The sequence below is a fragment of the Shigella sp. FC1567 genome, from assembly GCF_001743015.1.
Classification (GTDB): Bacteria; Pseudomonadota; Gammaproteobacteria; order Enterobacterales; family Enterobacteriaceae; genus Escherichia; species Escherichia coli.
In genome coordinates this window covers 1-23020 of sequence record NZ_MIIV01000524.1, presented here as the reverse complement: position 1 = coordinate 23020, position 23020 = coordinate 1, and the positions used below count along the sequence as shown (strand labels likewise).

The 23020-nt window shown below is 51.3% G+C and carries 29 protein-coding genes; 15 read left to right on the top strand and 14 right to left on the bottom strand.

Translation table 11 applies throughout. The features are described 5' to 3' along the window. Positions 1-73: 73 nt before the first annotated feature. The 3 genes from arcB to mtgA all read left to right on the top strand — a co-directional run bounded on the left by arcB (position 74) and on the right by mtgA (position 4018). Positions 74-2410 (top strand): aerobic respiration two-component sensor histidine kinase ArcB, encoded by a 2337-nt coding sequence (gene arcB, locus BHE85_RS24105; protein ID WP_000809774.1) that lies wholly within the window; start codon positions 74-76, stop codon positions 2408-2410. 229 nt (positions 2411-2639) lie between these two features. Further along, on the top strand, positions 2640-3293 hold the full coding sequence (elbB, locus tag BHE85_RS24100) for an isoprenoid biosynthesis glyoxalase ElbB (RefSeq protein ID WP_001299134.1): 654 nt from the start codon (positions 2640-2642) through the stop codon (positions 3291-3293). Beyond that, positions 3290-4018 carry a monofunctional biosynthetic peptidoglycan transglycosylase gene (gene mtgA / locus BHE85_RS24095; RefSeq protein ID WP_000047082.1) on the top strand — a complete coding sequence of 243 codons (729 nt, stop codon included), beginning with the start codon at positions 3290-3292 and terminating at the stop codon, positions 4016-4018. Before elbB ends, mtgA begins: the two co-directional genes overlap by 4 nt. On the opposite strand, the gene yrbL is transcribed toward mtgA, so the two are convergent. The 12 genes from yrbL to BHE85_RS24035 all read right to left on the bottom strand — a co-directional run bounded on the left by yrbL (position 4015) and on the right by BHE85_RS24035 (position 12824). After that, positions 4015-4647 carry a PhoP regulatory network protein YrbL gene (gene yrbL / locus BHE85_RS24090; protein WP_000620419.1) on the bottom strand — a complete coding sequence of 211 codons (633 nt, stop codon included), beginning with the start codon at positions 4645-4647 and terminating at the stop codon, positions 4015-4017. The two genes, mtgA and yrbL, sit on opposite strands and share 4 nt — an antisense overlap. A gap of 213 nt (positions 4648-4860) precedes the next feature. After that, complete coding sequence (gene npr / locus BHE85_RS24085; protein WP_000216791.1) at positions 4861-5133, bottom strand: PTS phosphocarrier protein NPr; 273 nt, start codon at positions 5131-5133, stop codon at positions 4861-4863. Further along, a complete protein-coding gene (gene rapZ / locus BHE85_RS24080; RefSeq protein WP_000243741.1) occupies positions 5130-5984 on the bottom strand; it encodes an RNase adapter RapZ in 855 nt (284 codons plus the stop codon). Before rapZ ends, npr begins: the two co-directional genes overlap by 4 nt. A gap of 45 nt (positions 5985-6029) precedes the next feature. After that, entirely contained in the window at positions 6030-6521 is a 492-nt protein-coding gene (gene ptsN, locus BHE85_RS24075; protein WP_000183676.1) for a PTS IIA-like nitrogen regulatory protein PtsN, read from the bottom strand. A 117-nt stretch (positions 6522-6638) separates the two neighbouring features. Next, complete coding sequence (hpf, locus tag BHE85_RS24070; RefSeq protein WP_001176597.1) at positions 6639-6926, bottom strand: ribosome hibernation promoting factor; 288 nt, start codon at positions 6924-6926, stop codon at positions 6639-6641. Positions 6927-6948: 22 nt separating this feature from the next. After that, positions 6949-8382, bottom strand: a complete 1434-nt coding sequence (gene rpoN / locus BHE85_RS24065) for an RNA polymerase factor sigma-54 (protein ID WP_000809061.1) — start codon at positions 8380-8382, stop codon at positions 6949-6951. A 47-nt stretch (positions 8383-8429) separates the two neighbouring features. Next, complete coding sequence (gene lptB / locus BHE85_RS24060) at positions 8430-9155, bottom strand: LPS export ABC transporter ATP-binding protein (protein ID WP_000224099.1); 726 nt, start codon at positions 9153-9155, stop codon at positions 8430-8432. A gap of 6 nt (positions 9156-9161) precedes the next feature. Continuing rightward, positions 9162-9719 (bottom strand): lipopolysaccharide ABC transporter substrate-binding protein LptA, encoded by a 558-nt coding sequence (gene lptA / locus BHE85_RS24055; protein WP_000669785.1) that lies wholly within the window; start codon positions 9717-9719, stop codon positions 9162-9164. Continuing rightward, positions 9688-10263 (bottom strand): LPS export ABC transporter periplasmic protein LptC, encoded by a 576-nt coding sequence (gene lptC, locus BHE85_RS24050; RefSeq protein WP_000030545.1) that lies wholly within the window; start codon positions 10261-10263, stop codon positions 9688-9690. The genes lptA and lptC overlap by 32 nt, the downstream gene beginning before the upstream one ends. After that, positions 10260-10826, bottom strand: coding sequence for a 3-deoxy-manno-octulosonate-8-phosphatase KdsC (kdsC, locus tag BHE85_RS24045; RefSeq protein WP_000030008.1), 567 nt, complete (start codon positions 10824-10826; stop codon positions 10260-10262). Before kdsC ends, lptC begins: the two co-directional genes overlap by 4 nt. A gap of 20 nt (positions 10827-10846) precedes the next feature. Next, positions 10847-11833, bottom strand: coding sequence for an arabinose-5-phosphate isomerase KdsD (kdsD, locus tag BHE85_RS24040; RefSeq protein WP_001295557.1), 987 nt, complete (start codon positions 11831-11833; stop codon positions 10847-10849). 13 nt (positions 11834-11846) lie between these two features. Then, a complete protein-coding gene (locus BHE85_RS24035) occupies positions 11847-12824 on the bottom strand; it encodes a calcium/sodium antiporter (protein ID WP_000922872.1) in 978 nt (325 codons plus the stop codon). Positions 12825-13033: 209 nt separating this feature from the next. Between BHE85_RS24035 and mlaF the strand changes: the two genes are divergently transcribed. From mlaF to murA, 7 genes are all read left to right on the top strand, one after another. After that, the gene (gene mlaF, locus BHE85_RS24030; RefSeq protein ID WP_000438245.1) at positions 13034-13843 is read left to right on the top strand and encodes a phospholipid ABC transporter ATP-binding protein MlaF; all 810 of its coding nucleotides are present in this window, start codon (positions 13034-13036) and stop codon (positions 13841-13843) included. 7 nt (positions 13844-13850) lie between these two features. Further along, the gene (mlaE, locus tag BHE85_RS24025) at positions 13851-14633 is read left to right on the top strand and encodes a lipid asymmetry maintenance ABC transporter permease subunit MlaE (RefSeq protein WP_000925795.1); all 783 of its coding nucleotides are present in this window, start codon (positions 13851-13853) and stop codon (positions 14631-14633) included. Positions 14634-14637: 4 nt separating this feature from the next. After that, positions 14638-15189, top strand: a complete 552-nt coding sequence (gene mlaD / locus BHE85_RS24020; RefSeq protein WP_001296448.1) for an outer membrane lipid asymmetry maintenance protein MlaD — start codon at positions 14638-14640, stop codon at positions 15187-15189. An 18-nt stretch (positions 15190-15207) separates the two neighbouring features. Further along, complete coding sequence (mlaC, locus tag BHE85_RS24015) at positions 15208-15843, top strand: phospholipid-binding protein MlaC (RefSeq protein WP_000476487.1); 636 nt, start codon at positions 15208-15210, stop codon at positions 15841-15843. Further along, positions 15843-16136 (top strand): lipid asymmetry maintenance protein MlaB, encoded by a 294-nt coding sequence (gene mlaB, locus BHE85_RS24010; RefSeq protein WP_004986686.1) that lies wholly within the window; start codon positions 15843-15845, stop codon positions 16134-16136. The genes mlaC and mlaB overlap by 1 nt, the downstream gene beginning before the upstream one ends. 159 nt (positions 16137-16295) lie before the next feature. Continuing rightward, complete coding sequence (ibaG, locus tag BHE85_RS24005; RefSeq protein ID WP_000429656.1) at positions 16296-16550, top strand: BolA family iron metabolism protein IbaG; 255 nt, start codon at positions 16296-16298, stop codon at positions 16548-16550. A 54-nt stretch (positions 16551-16604) separates the two neighbouring features. Then, positions 16605-17864, top strand: a complete 1260-nt coding sequence (gene murA, locus BHE85_RS24000) for a UDP-N-acetylglucosamine 1-carboxyvinyltransferase (RefSeq protein WP_000357260.1) — start codon at positions 16605-16607, stop codon at positions 17862-17864. A gap of 47 nt (positions 17865-17911) precedes the next feature. Here the strand turns inward: murA and sfsB are convergent, their stop codons facing one another. Both sfsB and ispB read right to left on the bottom strand, forming a co-directional pair. Beyond that, positions 17912-18190 (bottom strand): DNA-binding transcriptional regulator SfsB, encoded by a 279-nt coding sequence (gene sfsB, locus BHE85_RS23995; protein ID WP_000445420.1) that lies wholly within the window; start codon positions 18188-18190, stop codon positions 17912-17914. Positions 18191-18419: 229 nt separating this feature from the next. Beyond that, positions 18420-19391: an octaprenyl diphosphate synthase gene (gene ispB / locus BHE85_RS23990; RefSeq protein ID WP_001047336.1), complete on the bottom strand. Its 972-nt coding sequence runs from the start codon at positions 19389-19391 to the stop codon at positions 18420-18422. A gap of 258 nt (positions 19392-19649) precedes the next feature. On the opposite strand from ispB, the gene rplU reads away from it, so the two are divergent. From rplU to BHE85_RS23965, 5 genes are all read left to right on the top strand, one after another. Beyond that, on the top strand, positions 19650-19961 hold the full coding sequence (gene rplU, locus BHE85_RS23985) for a 50S ribosomal protein L21 (RefSeq protein ID WP_000271401.1): 312 nt from the start codon (positions 19650-19652) through the stop codon (positions 19959-19961). 20 nt (positions 19962-19981) lie between these two features. Continuing rightward, entirely contained in the window at positions 19982-20239 is a 258-nt protein-coding gene (gene rpmA, locus BHE85_RS23980) for a 50S ribosomal protein L27 (RefSeq protein WP_000940595.1), read from the top strand. A gap of 126 nt (positions 20240-20365) precedes the next feature. Then, a complete protein-coding gene (locus BHE85_RS23975) occupies positions 20366-21331 on the top strand; it encodes a DMT family transporter (RefSeq protein ID WP_000813037.1) in 966 nt (321 codons plus the stop codon). A 15-nt stretch (positions 21332-21346) separates the two neighbouring features. Next, entirely contained in the window at positions 21347-22519 is a 1173-nt protein-coding gene (gene cgtA, locus BHE85_RS23970) for an Obg family GTPase CgtA (protein ID WP_000673561.1), read from the top strand. Positions 22520-22610: 91 nt separating this feature from the next. Then, on the top strand, positions 22611-23020 hold a 410-nt coding region (locus BHE85_RS23965), incomplete at its 3' end, for a transposase domain-containing protein (RefSeq protein WP_073714201.1).

Below are 23020 nucleotides of genomic sequence, written 5' to 3'. Positions count from 1 at the left end.
TTCTCACACAATTTATAACGTAACTGTCAGAATTGGGTATTATTGGGGCAGGTTGTCGTGAAGGAATTCCCTAATGAAGCAAATTCGTCTGCTGGCGCAGTATTATGTTGACCTGATGATGAAGTTAGGTCTGGTGCGCTTCTCAATGTTGCTGGCGCTGGCCCTCGTCGTTCTTGCCATTGTGGTACAAATGGCGGTAACCATGGTGCTGCATGGTCAGGTCGAAAGCATTGATGTTATTCGTTCTATCTTCTTTGGTTTGCTGATTACGCCGTGGGCGGTCTACTTTCTATCGGTGGTCGTCGAGCAACTGGAGGAGTCACGACAACGTCTGTCACGGCTGGTGCAAAAACTGGAGGAGATGCGCGAGCGCGATTTGAGCCTCAACGTTCAGTTAAAAGATAATATTGCCCAGCTAAATCAGGAAATTGCCGTTCGTGAAAAAGCGGAAGCAGAACTGCAGGAAACCTTCGGCCAACTGAAAATTGAAATCAAAGAGCGCGAAGAGACACAAATTCAGCTCGAGCAGCAATCCTCATTCTTACGTTCCTTCCTTGATGCTTCACCCGACCTGGTTTTTTATCGTAACGAAGATAAAGAGTTTTCCGGCTGTAACCGCGCGATGGAGCTGCTGACCGGAAAAAGCGAAAAACAACTGGTTCACCTGAAACCTGCTGATGTTTACTCACCGGAAGCCGCCGCAAAAGTCATTGAAACCGATGAAAAAGTGTTCCGTCATAATGTGTCACTGACCTATGAACAGTGGCTGGATTACCCGGACGGGCGCAAAGCCTGCTTTGAAATCCGTAAAGTGCCGTACTACGACCGCGTGGGTAAACGTCACGGTTTGATGGGCTTTGGTCGCGACATTACCGAGCGTAAGCGGTATCAGGATGCGCTTGAACGGGCCAGCCGCGACAAAACGACGTTTATCTCCACCATCAGTCACGAATTGCGTACACCGCTGAACGGTATCGTCGGTCTGAGCCGCATTCTGCTGGATACCGAACTCACCGCCGAGCAGGAAAAATATCTCAAGACCATCCATGTTTCGGCCGTCACGCTGGGGAATATCTTTAACGATATTATCGACATGGATAAGATGGAACGGCGCAAGGTCCAGCTTGATAATCAACCGGTTGATTTCACCAGCTTCCTTGCCGATCTGGAAAATCTCTCCGCATTGCAGGCGCAACAAAAAGGATTGCGCTTTAACCTGGAGCCGACGCTGCCATTACCGCATCAGGTCATTACCGACGGGACGCGTTTACGGCAGATCCTGTGGAACCTCATCAGTAACGCCGTCAAATTCACCCAGCAAGGCCAGGTTACCGTGCGCGTGCGCTACGATGAAGGCGATATGCTGCATTTTGAAGTGGAAGACTCTGGTATCGGCATTCCGCAGGATGAGCTGGATAAAATTTTCGCCATGTATTACCAGGTGAAAGACAGTCATGGCGGTAAACCTGCCACCGGCACCGGTATTGGTCTGGCCGTTTCTCGTCGTCTGGCGAAAAATATGGGCGGCGATATTACGGTTACCAGCGAACAGGGCAAAGGTTCAACCTTTACGTTGACGATCCACGCACCGTCGGTAGCAGAAGAGGTCGATGATGCGTTTGATGAAGACGATATGCCTTTACCGGCGCTGAATGTGCTGCTGGTGGAAGACATTGAACTGAACGTGATTGTTGCGCGTTCTGTGCTGGAAAAATTAGGTAACAGCGTTGATGTCGCCATGACCGGCAAGGCGGCGCTGGAGATGTTTAAACCGGGCGAATACGACCTGGTGTTGCTGGATATTCAGTTGCCAGATATGACCGGGCTGGATATCTCTCGTGAACTGACGAAGCGTTATCCGCGCGAGGATTTACCGCCGCTGGTGGCCTTAACCGCTAACGTGCTGAAAGACAAACAAGAGTACCTCAATGCTGGAATGGATGATGTGCTGAGTAAGCCGCTTTCGGTTCCGGCGCTAACCGCGATGATCAAGAAATTCTGGGATACCCAGGATGATGAGGAGAGTACGGTGACGACAGAAGAGAACAGTAAATCAGAAGCATTGCTCGATATTCCCATGCTGGAACAGTATCTCGAACTTGTAGGACCGAAGCTGATCACCGACGGGTTAGCGGTGTTTGAGAAGATGATGCCGGGCTATGTCAGCGTGCTGGAGTCGAATCTGACGGCGCAGGATAAAAAAGGCATTGTTGAGGAAGGACATAAAATTAAAGGTGCGGCGGGGTCAGTGGGGTTACGCCATCTGCAACAGCTGGGTCAGCAAATTCAGTCTCCTGACCTTCCTGCCTGGGAAGATAACGTCGGTGAATGGATTGAAGAGATGAAAGAAGAGTGGCGTCACGACGTAGAAGTGCTGAAAGCGTGGGTGGCAAAAGCCACTAAAAAATGACCCCGGCTAGACCGGGGTGCGCGAATACTGCGCCAACACCAGGGAAATCTTGGCTGCGCCGTAAATTATTATGATGAGTTACAAGGGCACAGCGCTGTTTTTCAGGCCGCACGCAGTTAAGATAGCAAAACTTAAATGATTTGTTACATGAATCAGTTAAATGTGTGATGCGTACCATTTTTATTAAAAAAATTAATGTGTTTCAGTCAATTGCGAAAGGATGATCACAATGAAGAAAATTGGCGTAATTCTGAGCGGATGCGGCGTCTATGACGGTTCTGAAATTCATGAAGCGGTGTTGACGTTGTTAGCTATTTCACGCAGCGGTGCGCAGGCGGTCTGCTTTGCACCTGATAAGCAGCAGGTTGATGTTATCAACCATTTAACTGGCGAAGCGATGACGGAAACGCGCAACGTGCTGATTGAAGCGGCACGAATAACGCGCGGTGAAATCCGTCCTCTGGCCCAGGCCGATGCCGCTGAACTGGATGCGTTGATTGTGCCGGGGGGGTTTGGCGCGGCGAAGAATTTAAGCAATTTTGCCACTCTTGGTAGCGAATGCACCGTTGACCGTGAATTAAAGGCGCTGGCACAAGCGATGCATCAGGCCGGAAAACCGCTTGGTTTTATGTGTATTGCCCCGGCGATGCTGCCGAAAATTTTCGATTTCCCGCTGCGTTTGACCATCGGTACTGATATCGATACCGCAGAAGTGCTGGAAGAGATGGGCGCGGAGCATGTGCCCTGTCCTGTCGATGATATCGTGGTTGATGAAGACAATAAGATTGTCACCACCCCAGCATATATGCTGGCGCAGAACATTGCAGAAGCGGCGAGCGGCATTGATAAGCTGGTTTCCCGCGTGCTGGTTCTGGCTGAATGAGTAAAAGCCGCTTAACGGTGTTTAGTTTCGTTCGCCGTTTTCTTTTGCGGTTAATGGTTGTCCTCGCCGTTTTCTGGGGCGGGGGCATCGCGTTGTTTAGTGTTGCGCCTGTTCCCTTCTCAGCGGTAATGGTCGAGCGACAGGTCAGCGCCTGGCTGCATGGCAATTTTCGTTACGTGGCACATTCTGACTGGGTCAGTATGGATCAAATCTCGCCGTGGATGGGACTGGCGGTGATTGCCGCAGAAGATCAGAAATTTCCTGAGCACCGGGGCTTTGATGTCGCTTCCATTGAGAAAGCCCTGGCGCACAACGAGCGCAATGAAAACCGTATTCGCGGTGCTTCAACGATTTCTCAGCAGACGGCCAAAAATCTCTTTTTATGGGATGGGCGTAGCTGGGTACGAAAAGGGCTGGAAGCTGGATTAACGCTGGGGATAGAAACAGTCTGGAGCAAAAAGCGTATCCTGACGGTTTACCTGAATATCGCCGAATTTGGCGACGGTGTGTTTGGCGTCGAAGCTGCGGCACAACGTTATTTCCACAAACCCGCGAGCAAACTTACCCGGTCGGAAGCTGCATTACTGGCAGCTGTATTACCTAATCCACTTCGTTTCAAAGTCTCCTCGCCATCGGGCTACGTGCGTAGCCGTCAGGCGTGGATTTTACGGCAGATGTATCAGTTAGGCGGTGAGCCGTTTATGCAACAACACCAGCTGGATTAAGCTTCGCGCGAAGTGAGGGCCAGCGTTTTGCTCTCACGAGGTTGCAGATCTTTCTGCAGGGCAATAGCCAGCGCCGGTTGGGCGATAAATCGTTTCCATAACCGCTCTTGCTTACGCAGACAACACCACTTCGACCAGGTCGCCAGTGGAATCAATGTGCTTTCACCAATGTTGTCGCAGACGACCGGGATAACCTCTGACTCACTGATGTGGTGGCAGAGGATATTCTGCGGCTTCAGCGACATCGTCACGATACGGTTATCCTGCAAATAACGCTTCAGCTGTTTCAGTAGCTGGCGCAGTTGTGCAATGTCTTCTTCGTAACGGCATTGTTCAGCAAATTCGGTCAGCGTAATGGAGGGTTTGCCGTCAAAATCTGCAATCACATCGTAGACATAACCGGTTCCGCAATCCGTCTCAACGGTACCGTGATAGCGCGGTATTCCACTCCAGTCTTTTAACCGGCGACCAAGATACGCGTAGTACTTTAACTCACGGCGGATCTCTTTATCGCCACCATCGCCACGATGGTAGACAATCTTGATACAGCGTTGGGCATCTTCCGGATGCGCATAACATTTCCGATGTCTTCCGGTGCCCAGGGGACTTTGTTCAGATAAGCGAATCATGCCATCTCCTGGAAATATTTTCTGACGATCTCCAGTATGGTCGATTAACTTAAACAAAACCTAAACAATGCCTCTTAAGGTTTTCTTAAGGTTCTTCTGAAAGTGAAAAGCGCACAAAATGTACAAATGACGTTGATTGAGAACGATTTCAGTACGTGATTTTCTTATTGTCGGGGGGAGTTTGAAGGGAGTTGTATGTCAAAGTGATGAAGATTAATCTTCATCAAAACCAGAGTTAAAGAGGGCGATAACGGCGGCCAGTGCTTCCTCTTCCTGTGGGCCGGTCGCTTCAACTTCAATCTGCCGTCCTTTGGCAGAATCCAACATCAGCAGCGCAATAACGCTGTTGGCTTCGGCCTCGGTGCCTTCGTCATTACGTAACAGCACTTCAGCGTCAAAACCCTGCATTAATTCAAACAGCTTCATTGCAGGCCGGGCATGCATGCCCAGCTTGTTTGTGATTTCAACAGTTTGCTTGACGGTCATGGTTTACGTTTTTCCAGCGTACGATGGCGTGACTGGACGTTTTTACCGCGCGAGCGGAAGTAGTCTGCCAGTTGCTCTGCAATATACACCGAACGGTGCTTCCCGCCGGTACAACCAATGGCGACCGTCAAGTAGCTACGGTTGTTGGTTTCCAGCATAGGTAACCATAGCTCAAGATAGCTTCGCGTCTGGTAGATAAAATTGTGTACTTCTGTGTGGCGGTCGAGGAACGCGGCGACAGGTTTATCAAGACCTGTCATTGGACGCAGTTTCGGATCCCAGTGCGGGTTCGGCAAGAAGCGCACGTCAAAGACGTAATCTGCATCGATAGGGATACCGTGTTTGAAGCCGAAAGACTCAAAGACCATGGTCAGTTCGCGTTCACGTTTACCCAGCAGACGGGTACGCAGCATTTCAGCCAGCTCGTGAACGGACATTTCTGAGGTATCGACAATCAGATCCGCTCGCGAACGCAGAGGCTCCAGCAAATCGCTTTCTTTGTCGATAGCACTTTCCAGCGACAGGTTTTTGCTGGAAAGCGGATGCAGTCGGCGCGTGTCACTGTAACGACGAATTAAGGTATTACGGTCGGCATCCAGGAACAGGAGTTGCGGTGAGAAAGCGTCAGGCAGGTTACTCATCGCCTGTTCGAATATTTCTGGTGACTCCGGCATATTACGAACATCAATGCTGACGGCGGCAGAAATCTCGCGATCGGCCAGGGTTCGAGCCAGATCGGGTAACAACACTACGGGAAGGTTATCCACGCAGTAAAAACCCATATCTTCCAGCGCACGCAGGGCGACAGATTTACCTGAACCTGAACGTCCGCTGACGATCATCAGTACCATGTACTGTTTCTCCTCACAACGTCTAAAAGAGACATTACCGAATAACTACGCTTCATCCGGAGTACCTTCGGTATCCGTAATGATTTGATACAGCTCTTCATCGCTCTGGGCTGCGCGTAAACGGCGGCAGATGGTTTTGTCCGCCAGACGTTTCGCCACCAGCGACAGAGTATGCAGGTGCGTTTTAGTTTGGTCTGCCGGCACCAGCAGGGCAAAAAGTAAGTCCACCGGTTGGTTGTCGATGGCATCGAAAGCTATAGGCGTTTCGAGCTGAACGAAAACGCCAACGGCGCGCAGAGTATCTTCTTCCAGTTTGCCATGCGGAATGGCAATACCATTGCCGATACCGGTACTGCCCATTTTTTCCCGCGTCAGGATAGCTTCAAAAACCACCTGAGGCGGCAGGCTAAGTTGTTTCGCCGCCAGCTCGCTGATGATTTCCAGGGCGCGTTTTTTGCTCTGACAGTGAACGCGGCTTCGCGTACATTCCCTGTTAAGAACACTGCTAAGCTGTAGAGTTGTATCATTATTTGTCATAATTTCACCTAAGAACCTGCCCACTCAAACAGTGGAACAGGCTCGGAGCATTAACCGTACAAATGGCCCGTTGTGCCGCACAACAGGCCGCCATGCACATGCTAATTGCCCGGACAATTAGTGTTGTTTCAGTTTATCTTTATGTTTGGTCAACTGGCGTGCCAGCTTATCAATTAAGCCATCAATGGCAGCGTACATGTCCTGACCTTCCGCGCTGGCATGAATTTCACCACCGTTTACATGCAGTGTTGCATCTGAGGTGTGGGTGACTTTCTCCACTTTCAGAACAACATAGACCTGGTTGATTCGGTCAAAATATTGCTCAAGTTTGGCAAATTTGGCTCTAACAAATTCGCGCAGTGCCTCGGTGATCTCGACGTTATTTCCGGTAATGTTGAGCTGCATAGTGTCTTCCTTATCGGTTGGGTCAAACGAGCTGTTTACGCTGGTTTGACGGCGGAATGGATAAAGACTCTCGGTACTTCGCAACAGTGCGGCGTGCCACCATGATACCTTGTTCCGACAGCAAAGAGGTTAACTTGCTGTCGCTCAACGGTTTCGCTGGGTTTTCCGCCGCGATTAATTTCTTCACCAGCGCACGAATCGCCGTGGAGGAAGCTTCGCCGCCGCCCTCGGTATTGACGTGACTGGAAAAGAAATACTTCAGTTCAAAAATGCCTCGTGGACTATGCAGGTATTTTTGCGTGGTCACGCGAGATATCGTCGATTCATGCATTTCGACAGCCTGGGCGATATCGGCCAGTACCATCGGTTTCATATATTCTTCACCTTGCTCAAAGAAGGCTTGCTGCTGTTCAACGATACAGCGACTCACGCGCAGTAGCGTATCGTTACGGCTTTCCAGACTCTTGATCAACCATTTGGCATCCTGCAGATTGCTGCGGATAAACTGGCTGTCACCATCGTTGCGCGCGTTATTGCACATCGAGGCGTAGTGCTGGTTGATTTGCAGACGCGGAATGCTGTCACTGTTGAGTTCTACCGTCCAGTGACCGTTATGCTTACGCACCAGCACATCTGGAATGACATACTCAGGTTCGCCAGTCTGGATCGACTGCCCGGGGCGCGGATCGAGCGACTGGATCAGATTGACGGCTTCTTTCAGCACATCTTCTTTCAGACGCGTGACGCGCATTAAAGTGCGGAAGTCGTGATTGGCTAACAGATCGAGATGATCGCTAATGATCAGTCTGGCCTCTTCCAGCCACGGCGTGGTTTTATCGAATTGGGAGAGTTGGATTAGCAGGCAGTCACGCAGATCTTTTGCCGCTACACCGACCGGATCAAACCGTTGGATCCGCTTAAGGACGGCTTCAACCTCGTCGATGTCGATCTCTTCATCGCCCATACTTTCGAGAATATCTTCCAGCGGGACAGTCAGATAACCGGTGTCATCAACGGCATCGACGATAGAGGTAGCAATAGCGCGGTCAGTGTCGGAAAACGGTGTCAGCTCGACCTGCCACATCAGGTAATCCTGCAAGGTCTGCGTCGTTTCGCCCTGATAGACCGGCAGCTCATCGTCAATGTAGTCACCGCTGGTGCCGGATGGTGTACCAGCGGTGTAAATGGTGTCCCAACTGGCATCGAGCGGCAGCTCTTCCGGCATCTCTTTTTGTTCGAGCGCGTCGGCGGTGTCCAGCGTTTCACTGTCTTGCGTTTCGCTGGTGTCGATTTCTTCATGAGTGTCGATTTGCTCAAGCAGCGGATTACTCTCCAGCGCCTGCTGTAGCTCCTGCTGAAGTTCCAGCGTCGACAACTGCAACAGACGAATCGCCTGTTGAAGCTGTGGCGTCATCGCCAGTTGTTGGCTAAGCCTGAGTTGCAAACCTTGCTTCATGTTCAGAATCGTACTCTCCTGCTAAAACGTCGCAAACTTCTACCCTATCAGAGTCTGAAGTCTTCCCCAAGGTATACACGCTTAACGTGTTCGTCTTGTAAGATTTCTGTAGGCGTGCCGTGGGCAATCAAATGCCCCTGACTGACGATATAAGCGCGTTCACAAACCGCCAGTGTTTCACGCACGTTGTGGTCAGTGATCAGTACGCCCAGGCCGCTGTCGCGCAGGTGTTCAATGATGCGTTTAATGTCGATAACCGAGATCGGGTCAACCCCGGCAAACGGTTCGTCGAGTAGAATAAATTTCGGATTCGCAGCCAGTGCGCGGGCAATTTCTACACGGCGACGTTCACCCCCGGAGAGTGACTGCCCCATGCTGTCACGCAGGTGCTCAATGTGAAACTCTTCCATCAGCTCGTTCGCGCGGTCTTCACGTTGTTCAGCAGACAAGTCGTCACGAATTTGCAGTACCGCCATCAGGTTATCGTAAACGCTGAGGCGACGGAAAATGGAGGCTTCCTGTGGCAGATAGCCGATACCGCGGCGCGCGCGTGCATGCAGAGGCAGCAGACTGATATCGTCATCATCAATAATGATGTTGCCCGCATCGCGCGGCACAATGCCAACAACCATATAGAAAGTGGTGGTCTTACCGGCACCGTTTGGCCCCAGCAGACCGACAATTTCCCCGGAGTTGACGGTCAGGCTGACGTCTTCTACCACGCGACGGCCTTTATAGGCTTTTGCAAGGTTCTTTGCAGTTAATGTTGCCATAACGAATTAATTACCCTTCTTCTGTGCCGGGGTCTGGCCTTTGTTGTTTTTGTCCTGCAGCTGCGACGGCACCAGAACGGTTGTTACGCGCTTGCCTTTGTCGCTGAAAGCCTGCATTTTCTGCTCTTTCACCAGGTAAGTGATCTTATCGCCCTTAATGTTGCTATCGACCTGCTGCAGATAAGCATTACCCGTCAGAACGACAAAATCTTTTGCCAGTTCGTAGTGCATCTGGGAAGCATGACCTTCAACGGGTTTACCGTTGTCCTGCATCTGGTAGAACGTTGCCGGTTTACCGTAGCCGTCAATCACTTCTTTACCTTGTTCGCCGCCCGGACGGGTAACGACCACTTTGTCGGCATTAATTTTGATGGTGCCCTGGGTGACGATGACATTACCGGTAAAGGTAACCACGTTGCCTTGCATATCAAGAGATTGCTGGTCCGATTCAATGTGGATCGGCTGATCAGTGTCTCCGGTTACGGCAAATGCCGGAATGCTGGCGGCCAGAAGTGAGCTGGCAAGCACAAGATTAAGGCTGAGTTTGTTTGTTTTGAATTTCATAGGATGTTCTAACCTTTTCAATCAGCTCGGCGTTCTTGCTGCGTAAGTTGCCGCGCATTTTCAGACCGCTGGAGTTAAATGTTGTTCCGTATAACGTGACGAGGTCTTCAGAGGTAACATCCTGCGTCACCAGATTGATCTGCGCGTTATCCGTCGTGATTCTGCGAAGTTGAGAGTCCGGCACAAGTGCGTTGACTTCAACGTGTCCATATAAATAGAGCATCCGGTCATTGGTCAGCTTGGCTTTATCTGCTTTTACGGACCATGTCGGGATTTTATCCTTATCAAACGTGGTAAGTACCGGCTGCGTAAACCACGAAACGGCCTGATCGGAATAATATTCAACGTGTTGAGCAATCAATCGATAGCTTAGTGCCCCTTCTGGGTTATAGACGAGCGTGTCCGTATGCTCGCTTTTATAGGTGGGATCATTGTTGTTGACGACCACCTGGGCGGTATCGTCTTTTTCGGCCATATTAATGCCGATCATCACCAGAACCGCCAGTGATAGCACAATGGTAACCCAACGTCTGGCTTTACTCATATCGATTGCCCTTTGGCTTCATCCAGTTTGCCCTGCGCCAGGAGTAATAAGTCGCAAACTTCTCGCACTGCGCCACGACCGCCAGCAATGCGCGTCACATAATCGGCGCGCGGGATCAACAGTGGATGAGCATCGGCCACGGCGACGCTTAAACCCACTTTTTCCATTACCGGCCAGTCGATGAGATCATCGCCGACATAAGCCACATTTTCCGGGGCAATCGCCAGTTTTTCCAGCAGTTCGCTAAAGGCGATCAGTTTGTTTGACTGCCCCTGATACAAGTGAGTGATCCCCAATGTGGCACAACGATCTTCTACCAGTTTAGCCTTTCGCCCGGTAATGATAGCGACTTCAATATCAGAGGTGAGCGCACAACGAATGCCATAACCGTCACGAACATTGAACGCTTTCAGCTCTTCGCCGTTATTGCCCATATAAATCAGGCCATCTGACAGTACGCCATCAACGTCGAGGATCAGCAGACGAATGTTCTCTGCTTTTGCTATAACGTCGGCGCTGACAGGGCCGTAACAGGTCGCAAGCGACGCACCTGCTTTGCTCATTGTTGTTTATCCTTGAATCTTTACACTACGCCTGCACGCAGTAAATCATGCATATGTAACACACCGAGTAAATGGTCGCCATCGGCAACCATCACGGAGGTGATATGGCGGGACTGCATTAAGTTCAGTGCCTCAACGGCCAGAATGCCAGGGCGCACGCGTATTCCCCCCGGCGTCATCACATCGGCAATACTTAACTGACGAACATCCACTCCCATATCGAAGACACGGCGTAAATCACCGTCGGTAAAGATGCCTTCAATCATCATATTGTCATCGCAAATGACAGTCATACCAAGATTTTTGCGGGTAACTTCCAGCAATGCGTCACGCAGACTGGCCGTTTTCTTAACATGCGGGATCTCATCGCCCGTATGCATAATATCGTTTACGCGCAGCAGAAGTTTACGACCCAGTGCGCCGCCTGGGTGTGAGAGCGCAAAATCTTCAGCAGTAAAGCCGCGTGCTTTTAACAGCGCGACAGCGAGGGCATCGCCCATAACCAGCGTGGCGGTGGTGCTGCTGGTCGGTGCCAGCCCTAACGGACAGGCTTCTTTCGCTACTTTAACACACAGATGCACATCTGCGGCGCGCGCCATGCTGCTCTCCGGGCGACCGGTGATGCAGATTAACGGTACGTGAAGACGCTTAAGCACTGGAATTAAGGCCGTGATTTCGCTGGATTCACCTGAGTTAGAGATAGCAATCACCACATCCTGTGGGGTGACCATGCCTAAATCACCATGCGCGGCTTCACCAGGATGGACGAAAAATGAAGGTGTACCGGTGCTGGCAAACGTTGCGGCCATTTTGCGCCCGATGTGCCCCGATTTCCCCATCCCCATGACGACAACTTTCCCTTTACACCAGAACATCTTTTCACAGGCAAGCGTGAAATTCTGATTGATGTATTGATCAAGCTCCGCCAGGCATTCACGTTCAATCGCCAGGACTTCTTTACCTGCTTGCTGAAAGTCAAAACCCGGTTGTAACTCTACGTGCGACATAATGCGTTTCCAGTTATTCAACGAGTATTGGCGATAACCAGTACAACATCGCCAGCCATACGATAAATCCGCCAGTTAATAATACCCCTACACCACGGCCCGGTTGCGGGGAGCGCCGCCAGCACAGCAACGCAAAAATAATGCTCACCAGCAACATCACGCTGTAGTCACGACTGTACGCCAATGGATCAATCTCTCCTGGTGTTATCAGCGCGGGTAAACCCAACACGATGACAATATTAAAAATGTTTGCGCCAATGATATTTCCGACAGCAATGTCGTTTTCACCTTTGCGAACCCCCGCTATTGCGGTTGCCAGTTCCGGCAGGCTGGTTCCGATAGCAATTGCCGTCAGACCCATCGTCAACTCGCTGATGGCAAAGTAATTCGCCAGCACCGTGGCGTTATCAACCACCATCCGCGTGGCCACTGGCATGATGATAAGCGCAATGCCGAGCCATAAAAACGCGACGGGCAATCCGCCGTCACGCGGCAGCTCTGCAAGCTGCTCTCTGGTCAGGCTGTCAGTCCCCTGACGTTCAGCCTGACGTGCAAGTTTAACAATGAACAGCAGCCATAGCACAGCCAGAAAGAGGAGAAAGATACCATCGCTGCGACTAAGTTGTCCGTCATAGAGTACGGAACCGGCCACTACGCTGACCAACAACATTAAGGGTAATTCACGACGCAGAACATCGGAATGGACGGTAAAAGGACGAACCAGCGCAGCCAGACCGAGGATCAGCAAAATATTGATAATGTTTGAGCCGAGGGCTGTACCAACGGCTAAATCGCGTTGTTCGTGCAGAGACGCGGCAAGCGAGACGATGATTTCTGGTAACGATGTACCAATACTGACCACCGTCATGCCGATGATCAGCGGCGGGATGCCAAAGGTTCGGCAAAGAATAGACGCGGCAAAAACCAGGCGGTCGGCACTGTAAACGACCAAAAGTAAACCAACAATTAACAGTGCCGTAGCTAAAAGCATCTAACGTCCTTTCTTCAGGTATACTCGCCGGTCCGCTGAAGATTTTCAGAAAGCCGTAACGGATTCTTAATTTTGACTTTATGCGGCTAAAAAGTAAAACAAATGCCAGCTTTCGCTAACCACGGCGGGTAATATTCTGTAAATATGTTGGGTTCAAGGTTAAATTGAGCGCCATGCTTAGAAAATCAACGCAAGACGAAGGGTGAATTATGGAGCAGTCTGTGGCGAATTTAGTCGATATGCGCGATGTCAGTTTTACGCGTGGCAATCGCTGCATCTTCGATAATATTTCCCTGACCGTGCCGCGAGGGAAGATCACGGCGATCATGGGGCCATCGGGCATCGGTAAAACGACGCTACTCCGTCTGATTGGCGGGCAAATCGCACCAGATCATGGTGAGATCCTTTTCGATGGTGAGAATATTCCGGCGATGTCTCGTTCGCGCCTGTATACAGTGCGCAAACGGATGAGCATGTTATTTCAGTCCGGGGCGTTGTTCACTGATATGAACGTATTTGACAACGTCGCCTATCCACTGCGCGAACATACCCAACTTCCCGCGCCATTGTTGCATAGTACGGTGATGATGAAGCTGGAGGCCGTGGGGCTGCGTGGAGCGGCTAAACTAATGCCTTCTGAACTTTCCGGTGGGATGGCGCGGCGTGCAGCGCTGGCGCGTGCGATTGCGCTGGAGCCGGATCTCATCATGTTTGATGAACCTTTTGTTGGGCAAGATCCCATCACCATGGGCGTACTGGTGAAGCTGATTTCTGAGCTGAACAGCGCGCTGGGCGTGACTTGTGTGGTGGTTTCTCACGATGTGCCGGAAGTGTTAAGTATTGCGGATCACGCCTGGATCCTGGCGGACAAAAAAATTGTCGCTCATGGCAGTGCCCAGGCGTTGCAGGCGAATCCTGATCCGCGCGTACGTCAGTTTCTGGACGGGATAGCTGACGGGCCTGTTCCGTTCCGCTATCCTGCCGGCGATTATCACGCTGATCTTTTACCAGGGAGTTAAGCCACTCATGCTGTTAAATGCGCTGGCGTCGCTCGGACATAAAGGGATTAAAACCCTGAGAACGTTCGGGCGGGCCGGGTTAATGTTATTCAATGCGCTGGTCGGCAAACCGGAATTTCGCAAACATGCGCCGCTGCTGGTGCGCCAGCTCTATAATGTCGGCGTCCTGTCGATGCTGATTATTGTGGTTTCTGGCGTGTTCATCGGAATGGTGTTGGGGCTGCAAGGTTATCTGGTTCTGACCACTTATAGTGCGGAAACCAGTCTGGGTATGCTGGTGGCGTTATCGCTACTGCGTGAACTGGGGCCGGTGGTTGCCGCGTTGTTGTTTGCCGGGCGTGCTGGTTCGGCGCTAACCGCAGAAATCGGCCTGATGCGCGCTACAGAGCAACTCTCCAGTATGGAGATGATGGCGGTGGATCCGCTGCGTCGGGTTATTTCTCCCCGTTTCTGGGCTGGGGTTATTTCATTACCACTGTTGACGGTTATTTTCGTCGCCGTGGGGATCTGGGGCGGATCTCTGGTCGGCGTCAGTTGGAAAGGCATTGATAGCGGGTTCTTCTGGTCGGCAATGCAAAATGCCGTCGACTGGCGTATGGATCTGGTCAACTGTCTGATTAAGAGCGTGGTGTTCGCCATCACGGTGACGTGGATTTCGTTGTTTAACGGCTACGACGCCATCCCGACGTCTGCCGGGATTAGCCGGGCAACCACTCGCACCGTTGTCCACTCGTCTCTGGCTGTTCTGGGGCTGGATTTTGTGCTGACCGCATTGATGTTTGGGAATTGAGTACATGCAAACGAAAAAAAATGAAATTTGGGTGGGTATCTTTTTATTAGCAGCACTGCTGGCGGCTCTGTTTGTTTGCCTGAAGGCGGCGAACGTGACGTCCATACGTACTGAACCGACCTACACGCTTTATGCGACGTTCGATAACATTGGCGGCCTGAAAGCGCGCTCTCCGGTCAGTATTGGTGGCGTTGTTGTGGGCCGGGTGGCGGATATTACGCTGGACCCGAAAACCTATCTGCCACGCGTAACGCTGGAAATTGAACAACGTTATAACCACATTCCAGATACCAGTTCGCTGAGCATTCGTACTTCCGGCCTACTGGGGGAACAATATCTGGCATTAAACGTCGGTTTTGAAGACCCGGAACTGGGGACTGCTATCCTGAAGGATGGCGATACAATTCAGGACACTAAGTCTGCGATGGTGCTGGAAGATCTCATTGGTCAGTTCCTTTACGGTAGTAAAGGCGATGACAATAAGAATAGTGGCGATGCGCCAGCTGCTGCGCCAGGTAATAATGAAACCACTGAACCTGTGGGTACAACGAAATAATTTCAGGAGAACCGACGCATGTTTAAACGTTTAATGATGGTCGCTTTGCTGGTGATTGCACCGCTGAGTGCGGCAACCGCGGCAGACCAGACCAATCCTTATAAGCTGATGGACGAGGCGGCGCAGAAAACGTTCGATCGCCTGAAGAATGAGCAACCGCAAATTCGGGCCAACCCGGATTATCTGCGTACCATTGTTGATCAGGAACTGCTGCCATACGTACAGGTGAAATACGCCGGTGCGCTGGTGCTGGGCCAGTATTACAAGAGTGCGACCCCTGCTCAACGTGAAGCCTACTTTGCCGCTTTCCGTGAGTACCTGAAGCAGGCTTACGGTCAGGCGCTGGCGATGTATCATGGTCAAACCTATCAGATTGCGCCAGAACAGCCGCTGGGCGATAAAACCATTGTGCCGATTCGCGTTACCATTATTGATCCGAATGGCCGCCCGCCGGTGCGTCTGGACTTCCAGTGGCGTAAAAACTCCCAGACGGGCAACTGGCAGGCTTACGACATGATTGCTGAAGGCGTCAGTATGATCACCACCAAACAAAACGAGTGGGGAACGCTGCTGCGTACCAAAGGTATCGACGGCCTGACTGCGCAACTGAAATCGATTTCTCAACAGAAAATCACTCTGGAAGAGAAAAAATAATGAGCGAGTCACTGAGCTGGATGCAGACGGGTGACACGCTGGCGTTATCCGGAGAGCTGGATCAGGACGTTTTGCTACCGCTTTGGGAAATGCGTGAGGAAGCGGTGAAGGGGATTACCTGCATCGATCTTAGCCGTGTGTCCCGCGTGGATACGGGGGGACTGGCACTGCTGCTCCAGCTTATCGATCTGGCGAAAAAGCAGGGCAACAATGTGACGCTTCAGGGGGTAAACGACAAAGTGTATACCCTGGCGAAATTGTATAATTTGCCTGCTGATGTTCTGCCTCGTTAAATTTTTTCAGGCCGGATATGGCGTTAACCGCCTGTCCGGCAAACCTGCCTGCAAGTCGAGCCTTGTCTGATTTATCAGCGAGGCTTTTTGCTTATTTATGCCAGCGCAACTTTGCTCTAAGATGTTTCGCTGGTTTATTAACTGATGATTGAAGATCCCATGGAAAATAATGAAATTCAGAGCGTGTTGATGAACGCTCTCTCCCTCCAGGAAGTCCACGTTTCCGGCGATGGCAGCCACTTTCAGGTTATTGCCGTGGGTGAGTTGTTTGACGGCATGAGTCGGGTTAAAAAACAGCAGACGGTCTATGGCCCGCTGATGGAATATATTGCGGATAACCGCATTCATGCTGTGTCGATCAAAGCGTATACCCCTGCGGAGTGGGCGCGCGATCGCAAACTGAACGGCTTTTGAGCTATGGGCGATTCGCCGGTAGCGGATATGAATTGTTAACTGAGAACAAACTAAATGGATAAATTTCGTGTTCAGGGGCCAACGAAGCTCCAGGGCGAAGTCACAATTTCCGGCGCTAAAAATGCTGCTCTGCCTATCCTTTTTGCCGCTCTACTGGCGGAAGAACCGGTAGAGATCCAGAACGTCCCGAAACTGAAAGACGTCGATACATCAATGAAGCTGCTAAGTCAGCTGGGTGCGAAAGTAGAACGTAATGGTTCTGTGCATATTGATGCCCGCGACGTTAATGTATTCTGCGCACCTTACGATCTGGTTAAAACCATGCGTGCTTCTATCTGGGCACTGGGGCCGCTGGTAGCGCGCTTTGGTCAGGGGCAAGTTTCACTGCCTGGCGGTTGTACGATCGGTGCGCGTCCGGTTGATCTACACATTTCTGGCCTCGAACAATTAGGCGCGACCATCAAACTGGAAGAAGGTTACGTTAAAGCTTCCGTCGATGGTCGTCTGAAAGGCGCACATATCGTGATGGATAAAGTCAGCGTTGGCGCAACGGTGACCATCATGTGTGCTGCAACCCTGGCGGAAGGTACCACGATTATTGAAAACGCAGCGCGTGAACCGGAAATCGTCGATACCGCGAACTTCCTGATTACGCTGGGTGCGAAAATTAGCGGTCAGGGCACCGATCGTATCGTCATCGAAGGTGTGGAACGTTTAGGCGGCGGTGTCTATCGCGTGCTACCGGATCGTATCGAAACCGGTACTTTCCTGGTGGCGGCGGCGATTTCTCGCGGCAAAATTATCTGCCGTAACGCGCAGCCAGATACTCTCGACGCCGTGCTGGCGAAACTGCGTGACGCTGGAGCGGACATCGAAGTCGGCGAAGACTGGATTAGCCTGGATATGCATGGCAAACGTCCGAAGGCTGTTAACGTACGTACCGCGCCGCATCCGGCATTCCCGACCGATATGCAGGCCCAGTTCACGCTGTTGAACCTGGTGGCAGAAGGGACCGGATTCATCACCGAAACGGTCTTTGAAAACCGCTTTATGCATGTGCCGGAGCTTAGCCGTATGGGCGCGCATGCCGAAATCGAAAGCAATACCGTTATTTGTCATGGTGTTGAAAAACTTTCTGGTGCACAGGTTATGGCAACCGATCTGCGTGCATCAGCAAGCCTGGTGCTGGCTGGCTGTATTGCGGAAGGGACGACGGTGGTTGATCGTATTTATCACATCGATCGTGGCTACGAACGCATTGAAGACAAACTGCGCGCTTTAGGTGCAAATATTAAGCGTGTGAAAGGCGAGTAATCGTCTGAGAGCTGGCAGCCCCGTTCGCGGGGCTACCGCCAGACCACTCATTTTTTCGGTTTAGTGTAGCTACGCATCAACTGCGTTCTGTCGATAAACTCATGGGTCTGCGGATCATGGTAGCGTGATGGCCAGATAACCCAGGGGTCAGTTCCCAGGGCTTTCGCAATAATCATCTCTCCTTTCGGCCATGGGCGCGATAATGCGTTTGCCAGCGTTGAGGAACTCAAACCATTTCTGCGAGATTCCGCCGCCATTGACGTTCCTTTCTTGCGCAAACCTGCAATGATGTCAGGGGGATGCCAGTCAATGAAATTACTTTCCATCTTTCCTCACTCCTTAAGTTAGTCGCTTTCATTCAGAACACTTCTTCTGTCGGGCATCACTATACTCCTGATGGCCTATTGCTCTAAAAAGTTCCTGTAAAGAGTGTGAATATTCAGAATATATAAAGATTCATCGCCCTTTTTTTTTCAGGTGTTATAGCGCTGAATTAGTGTTTTTATGGAATTTACTGGAATCATCCCGCGCACTGCGCGGGATGAAGGGAGGGGATTAACGATCGCGTTGAACAGCGATGTGCGCGAGGCCGATGAGTGCTTCTCGCCAAGGGGTGTCCGGGAGCACCTGTAACGCTGCGATGGCTTTGTCTGCTTCTTCCTCGGCGCGCTGACGCGTCCATTCAAGAGATCCACAAGCGTTCATTGCTTCCAGAACCGGTTCCAGAAGATGGCGACCGTTACCCTGTTCGATGGCGGTACGGATCATCTGTGCCTGTTCTGGTGTGCCATGATGCATCGCATGCAGCAGCGGCAGCGTCGGTTTACCTTCGTTCAGATCGTCGCCGACGTTTTTACCTAACTGTTCGCCATCGGCATTGTAATCGAGTAAATCGTCGATCAACTGGAAAGCAGTGCCGAGATAGCGCCCATAATCCTGCAGGCCTTTCTCCTCCTCCGGCGTACAGCCAGCCAGAATCCCGGAACACTGCGCGGCAGCCTCAAACAGACGCGCGGTTTTGCTATAGATAACGCGCATGTAGTTTTCTTCAGTGATGTCCGGATCGTTAACGTTCATCAGTTGCAGAACTTCACCTTCTGCGATGACGTTTACAGCTTCTGACATGACTTCCAGCACTTTGAGTGAACCGAGGCTGGTCATCATCTGGAACGCGCGGGTATAAATAAAATCGCCTACCAGCACGCTGGCGGCATTGCCAAATGCAGCGTTGGCGGTAGCTTTACCCCTGCGCATATCTGATTCATCCACAACGTCGTCGTGTAGCAGAGTCGCCGTGTGGATAAACTCGATCAGGGCAGCAATGGTGACATGCGCATTTCCCTCATAGCCAACAGCTCGTGCAGCCAGTACAGCAATCATCGGACGAATACGTTTACCGCCGCCGCTGACGATGTAATAGCCTAACTGATTGATCAGTTGGACGTCGGAATTAAGCTGCTCAAGGATTGCCGCATTAACACCCGCCATATCTTGCGCGGTTAACTCATTGATTTTTTCTAAATTCATCGCAAAAGCCGGGCTTTTCGCCCCGATTACCTTACTGTGAACAAAGGCAACTTAGGGTTTATGGTTAGGAATATAGGGTGATTGTACTGAAAAAATGGCACAGATAAACGTTACCGTACAAGTTGTGTTTTTTTTCTTCGTGTATTGACTGTAGCACTTGTCAAAGACGTGCGTTTTGCGTAATATTCGCGCCCTATTGTGAATATTTATAGCGCACTCTGAATCATTGAAAAGGTGTGCGCGGAAGCGGAGTTTTATATGTACGCGGTTTTCCAAAGTGGTGGTAAACAACACCGAGTAAGCGAAGGTCAGACCGTTCGCCTGGAAAAGCTGGACATCGCAACTGGCGAAACTGTTGAGTTCGCTGAAGTGCTGATGATCGCAAACGGTGAAGAAGTCAAAATCGGCGTTCCTTTCGTTGATGGCGGCGTAATCAAAGCTGAAGTTGTTGCTCACGGTCGTGGCGAGAAAGTTAAAATCGTTAAGTTTCGTCGTCGTAAACACTATCGTAAGCAGCAGGGCCATCGTCAGTGGTTCACTGATGTGAAAATTACTGGCATCAGCGCCTAAGACCTGAGGAGAGATTTCAAATGGCACATAAAAAGGCTGGCGGCTCCACACGTAACGGTCGCGATTCAGAAGCTAAACGCCTGGGCGTTAAGCGTTTCGGTGGCGAATCCGTTCTGGCGGGTAGCATCATCGTTCGTCAACGTGGTACCAAATTCCACGCTGGCGCTAACGTAGGTTGCGGTCGTGACCACACTCTGTTTGCTAAAGCAGACGGTAAAGTGAAATTCGAAGTTAAAGGCCCGAAAAACCGTAAATTTATCAGCATCGAAGCTGAATAAGTTTTTCGCGTCCCGGTAACGGATGAAAGCCCCGCAACACGTTGCGGGGCTTTTTACATTCGATAACCGGTAAAAATGAGCATGGTGCGACGTTAATCCGCAAATGCGCTTTGCAGGGAATACGGTATGAAGCAGCAGGCAGGCATTGGCATTCTTTTGGCGCTCACCACAGCAATTTGCTGGGGGGCGTTGCCAATCGCAATGAAGCAGGTGCTGGAGGTGATGGAACCTCCGACAATCGTGTTTTACCGTTTCTTGATGGCGAGTATTGGCCTGGGTGCCATTCTTGCGGTGAAGAAGAGGTTGCCGCCATTACGCGTGTTTCGTAAGCCACGCTGGTTGATTTTGTTGGCAGTGGCGACCGCCGGGCTGTTTGGGAACTTCATCCTGTTCAGCTCATCCTTGCAATACCTGAGTCCGACCGCTTCGCAGGTGATTGGGCAACTCTCGCCAGTTGGCATGATGGTTGCCAGCGTATTTATCCTGAAAGAGAAAATGCGCAGCACTCAGGTTGTAGGGGCATTGATGCTCCTGAGCGGCCTGGTGATGTTTTTTAACACCAGTCTGGTCGAGATATTTACAAAGCTCACTGATTACACCTGGGGAGTCATCTTTGGGGTCGGTGCGGCGACAGTTTGGGTGAGTTATGGCGTGGCGCAAAAGGTTTTATTGCGTCGGCTGGCCTCACCGCAGATCCTGTTTTTGCTGTACACTTTATGTACAATTGCGCTCTTCCCTCTGGCAAAGCCAGGAGTGATAGCGCAGCTTAGCCACTGGCAGCTCGCATGTTTAATTTTTTGCGGACTGAATACATTGGTAGGATATGGCGCCCTGGCGGAAGCGATGGCTCGCTGGCAGGCAGCGCAGGTGAGCGCGATCATCACGCTCACCCCACTGTTTACGCTGTTTTTTTCAGATCTTTTATCACTGGCCTGGCCCGATTTCTTCGCCAGACCGATGTTAAACCTTTTAGGTTATCTCGGTGCGTTTGTCGTGGTTGCGGGCGCGATGTATTCCGCCATTGGTCATCGTATTTGGGGCGGATTACGTAAGCATACAACGGTGGTATCGCAACCCCGCGCAGGCGAATGATTTACGGAGAATAAAATGAAGTTTGTTGATGAAGCATCGATTCTGGTCGTTGCAGGTGATGGCGGTAATGGTTGCGTGAGCTTCCGCCGCGAAAAGTATATTCCGAAAGGCGGCCCGGATGGCGGCGACGGTGGTGATGGTGGTGACGTATGGATGGAAGCCGACGAAAACCTGAACACGCTTATCGATTATCGTTTTGAAAAATCTTTCCGTGCAGAGCGCGGTCAGAACGGCGCAAGCCGCGATTGTACCGGTAAGCGCGGTAAAGACGTGACGATTAAAGTGCCGGTAGGTACGCGTGTAATCGACCAGGGTACTGGTGAAACCATGGGCGATATGACTAAACACGGTCAGCGTCTGCTGGTTGCTAAGGGCGGCTGGCACGGTCTGGGCAATACCCGTTTCAAATCGTCCGTTAACCGTACACCACGGCAGAAAACCAACGGTACGCCGGGTGATAAGCGTGAGCTGCTGCTGGAGCTGATGCTGCTGGCTGACGTCGGTATGTTGGGGATGCCAAACGCGGGTAAATCGACCTTTATTCGCGCGGTATCGGCGGCTAAACCGAAAGTGGCGGATTATCCGTTTACCACTCTGGTGCCAAGTCTGGGTGTGGTACGAATGGACAACGAAAAGAGCTTCGTTGTTGCCGATATTCCAGGACTGATTGAAGGCGCTGCGGAAGGCGCAGGTCTGGGTATCCGCTTCCTGAAGCACCTGGAACGTTGCCGCGTCCTGTTGCACCTCATCGATATCGATCCGATTGACGGCACCGATCCGGTTGAAAACGCGCGTATTATTATCAGCGAGCTGGAAAAATACAGCCAGGATCTGGCGGCGAAACCGCGTTGGTTAGTGTTCAATAAGATCGATCTGCTGGATAAGGCAGAAGCTGAAGAGAAAGCGAAAGCGATTGCTGAAGCGCTGGGCTGGGAAGATAAATATTATCTGATCTCTGCGGCGAGTGGACTGGGCGTGAAAGATCTCTGCTGGGATGTGATGACCTTTATCATTGAAAACCCGGTCGTGCAGGCTGAAGAAGCGAAACAGCCAGAGAAAGTCGAATTCATGTGGGATGATTATCATCGCCAGCAGCTTGAAGAGATTGCTGAAGAGGATGATGAGGACTGGGATGATGACTGGGACGAAGACGACGAAGAAGGCGTTGAGTTCATTTACAAGCGTTAATCAGCAAAACCCCGGCCATGTGCCGTAATGCCGATCAGTTAAGGATCAGTTGACCGATCCAGTGGCTGTGTAAGAATCCGGAAACGCTCACTTGTTTCCGGATTTTTTTATGCACATTGGACAGGCTCTTGATCTGGTATCCCGTTACGATTCTCTGCGTAACCCACTGACTTCTCTGGGGGATTACCTCGACCCCGAACTCATCTCTCGTTGCCTTGCCGAATCAGGTACTGTAACGCTACGCAAGCGCCGTCTTCCCCTCGAAATGATGGTCTGGTGTATTGTTGGCATGGCGCTTGAGCGTAAAGAACCTCTTCACCAGATTGTGAATCGCCTGGACATCATGCTGCCGGGCAATCGCCCCTTCGTTGCCCCCAGTGCCGTTATTCAGGCCCGCCAGCGCCTGGGAAGTGAGGCTGTCCGCCGCGTGTTCACGAAAACAGCGCAGCTCTGGCATAACGCCACGCCGCATCCGCACTGGTGCGGCCTGACCCTGCTGGC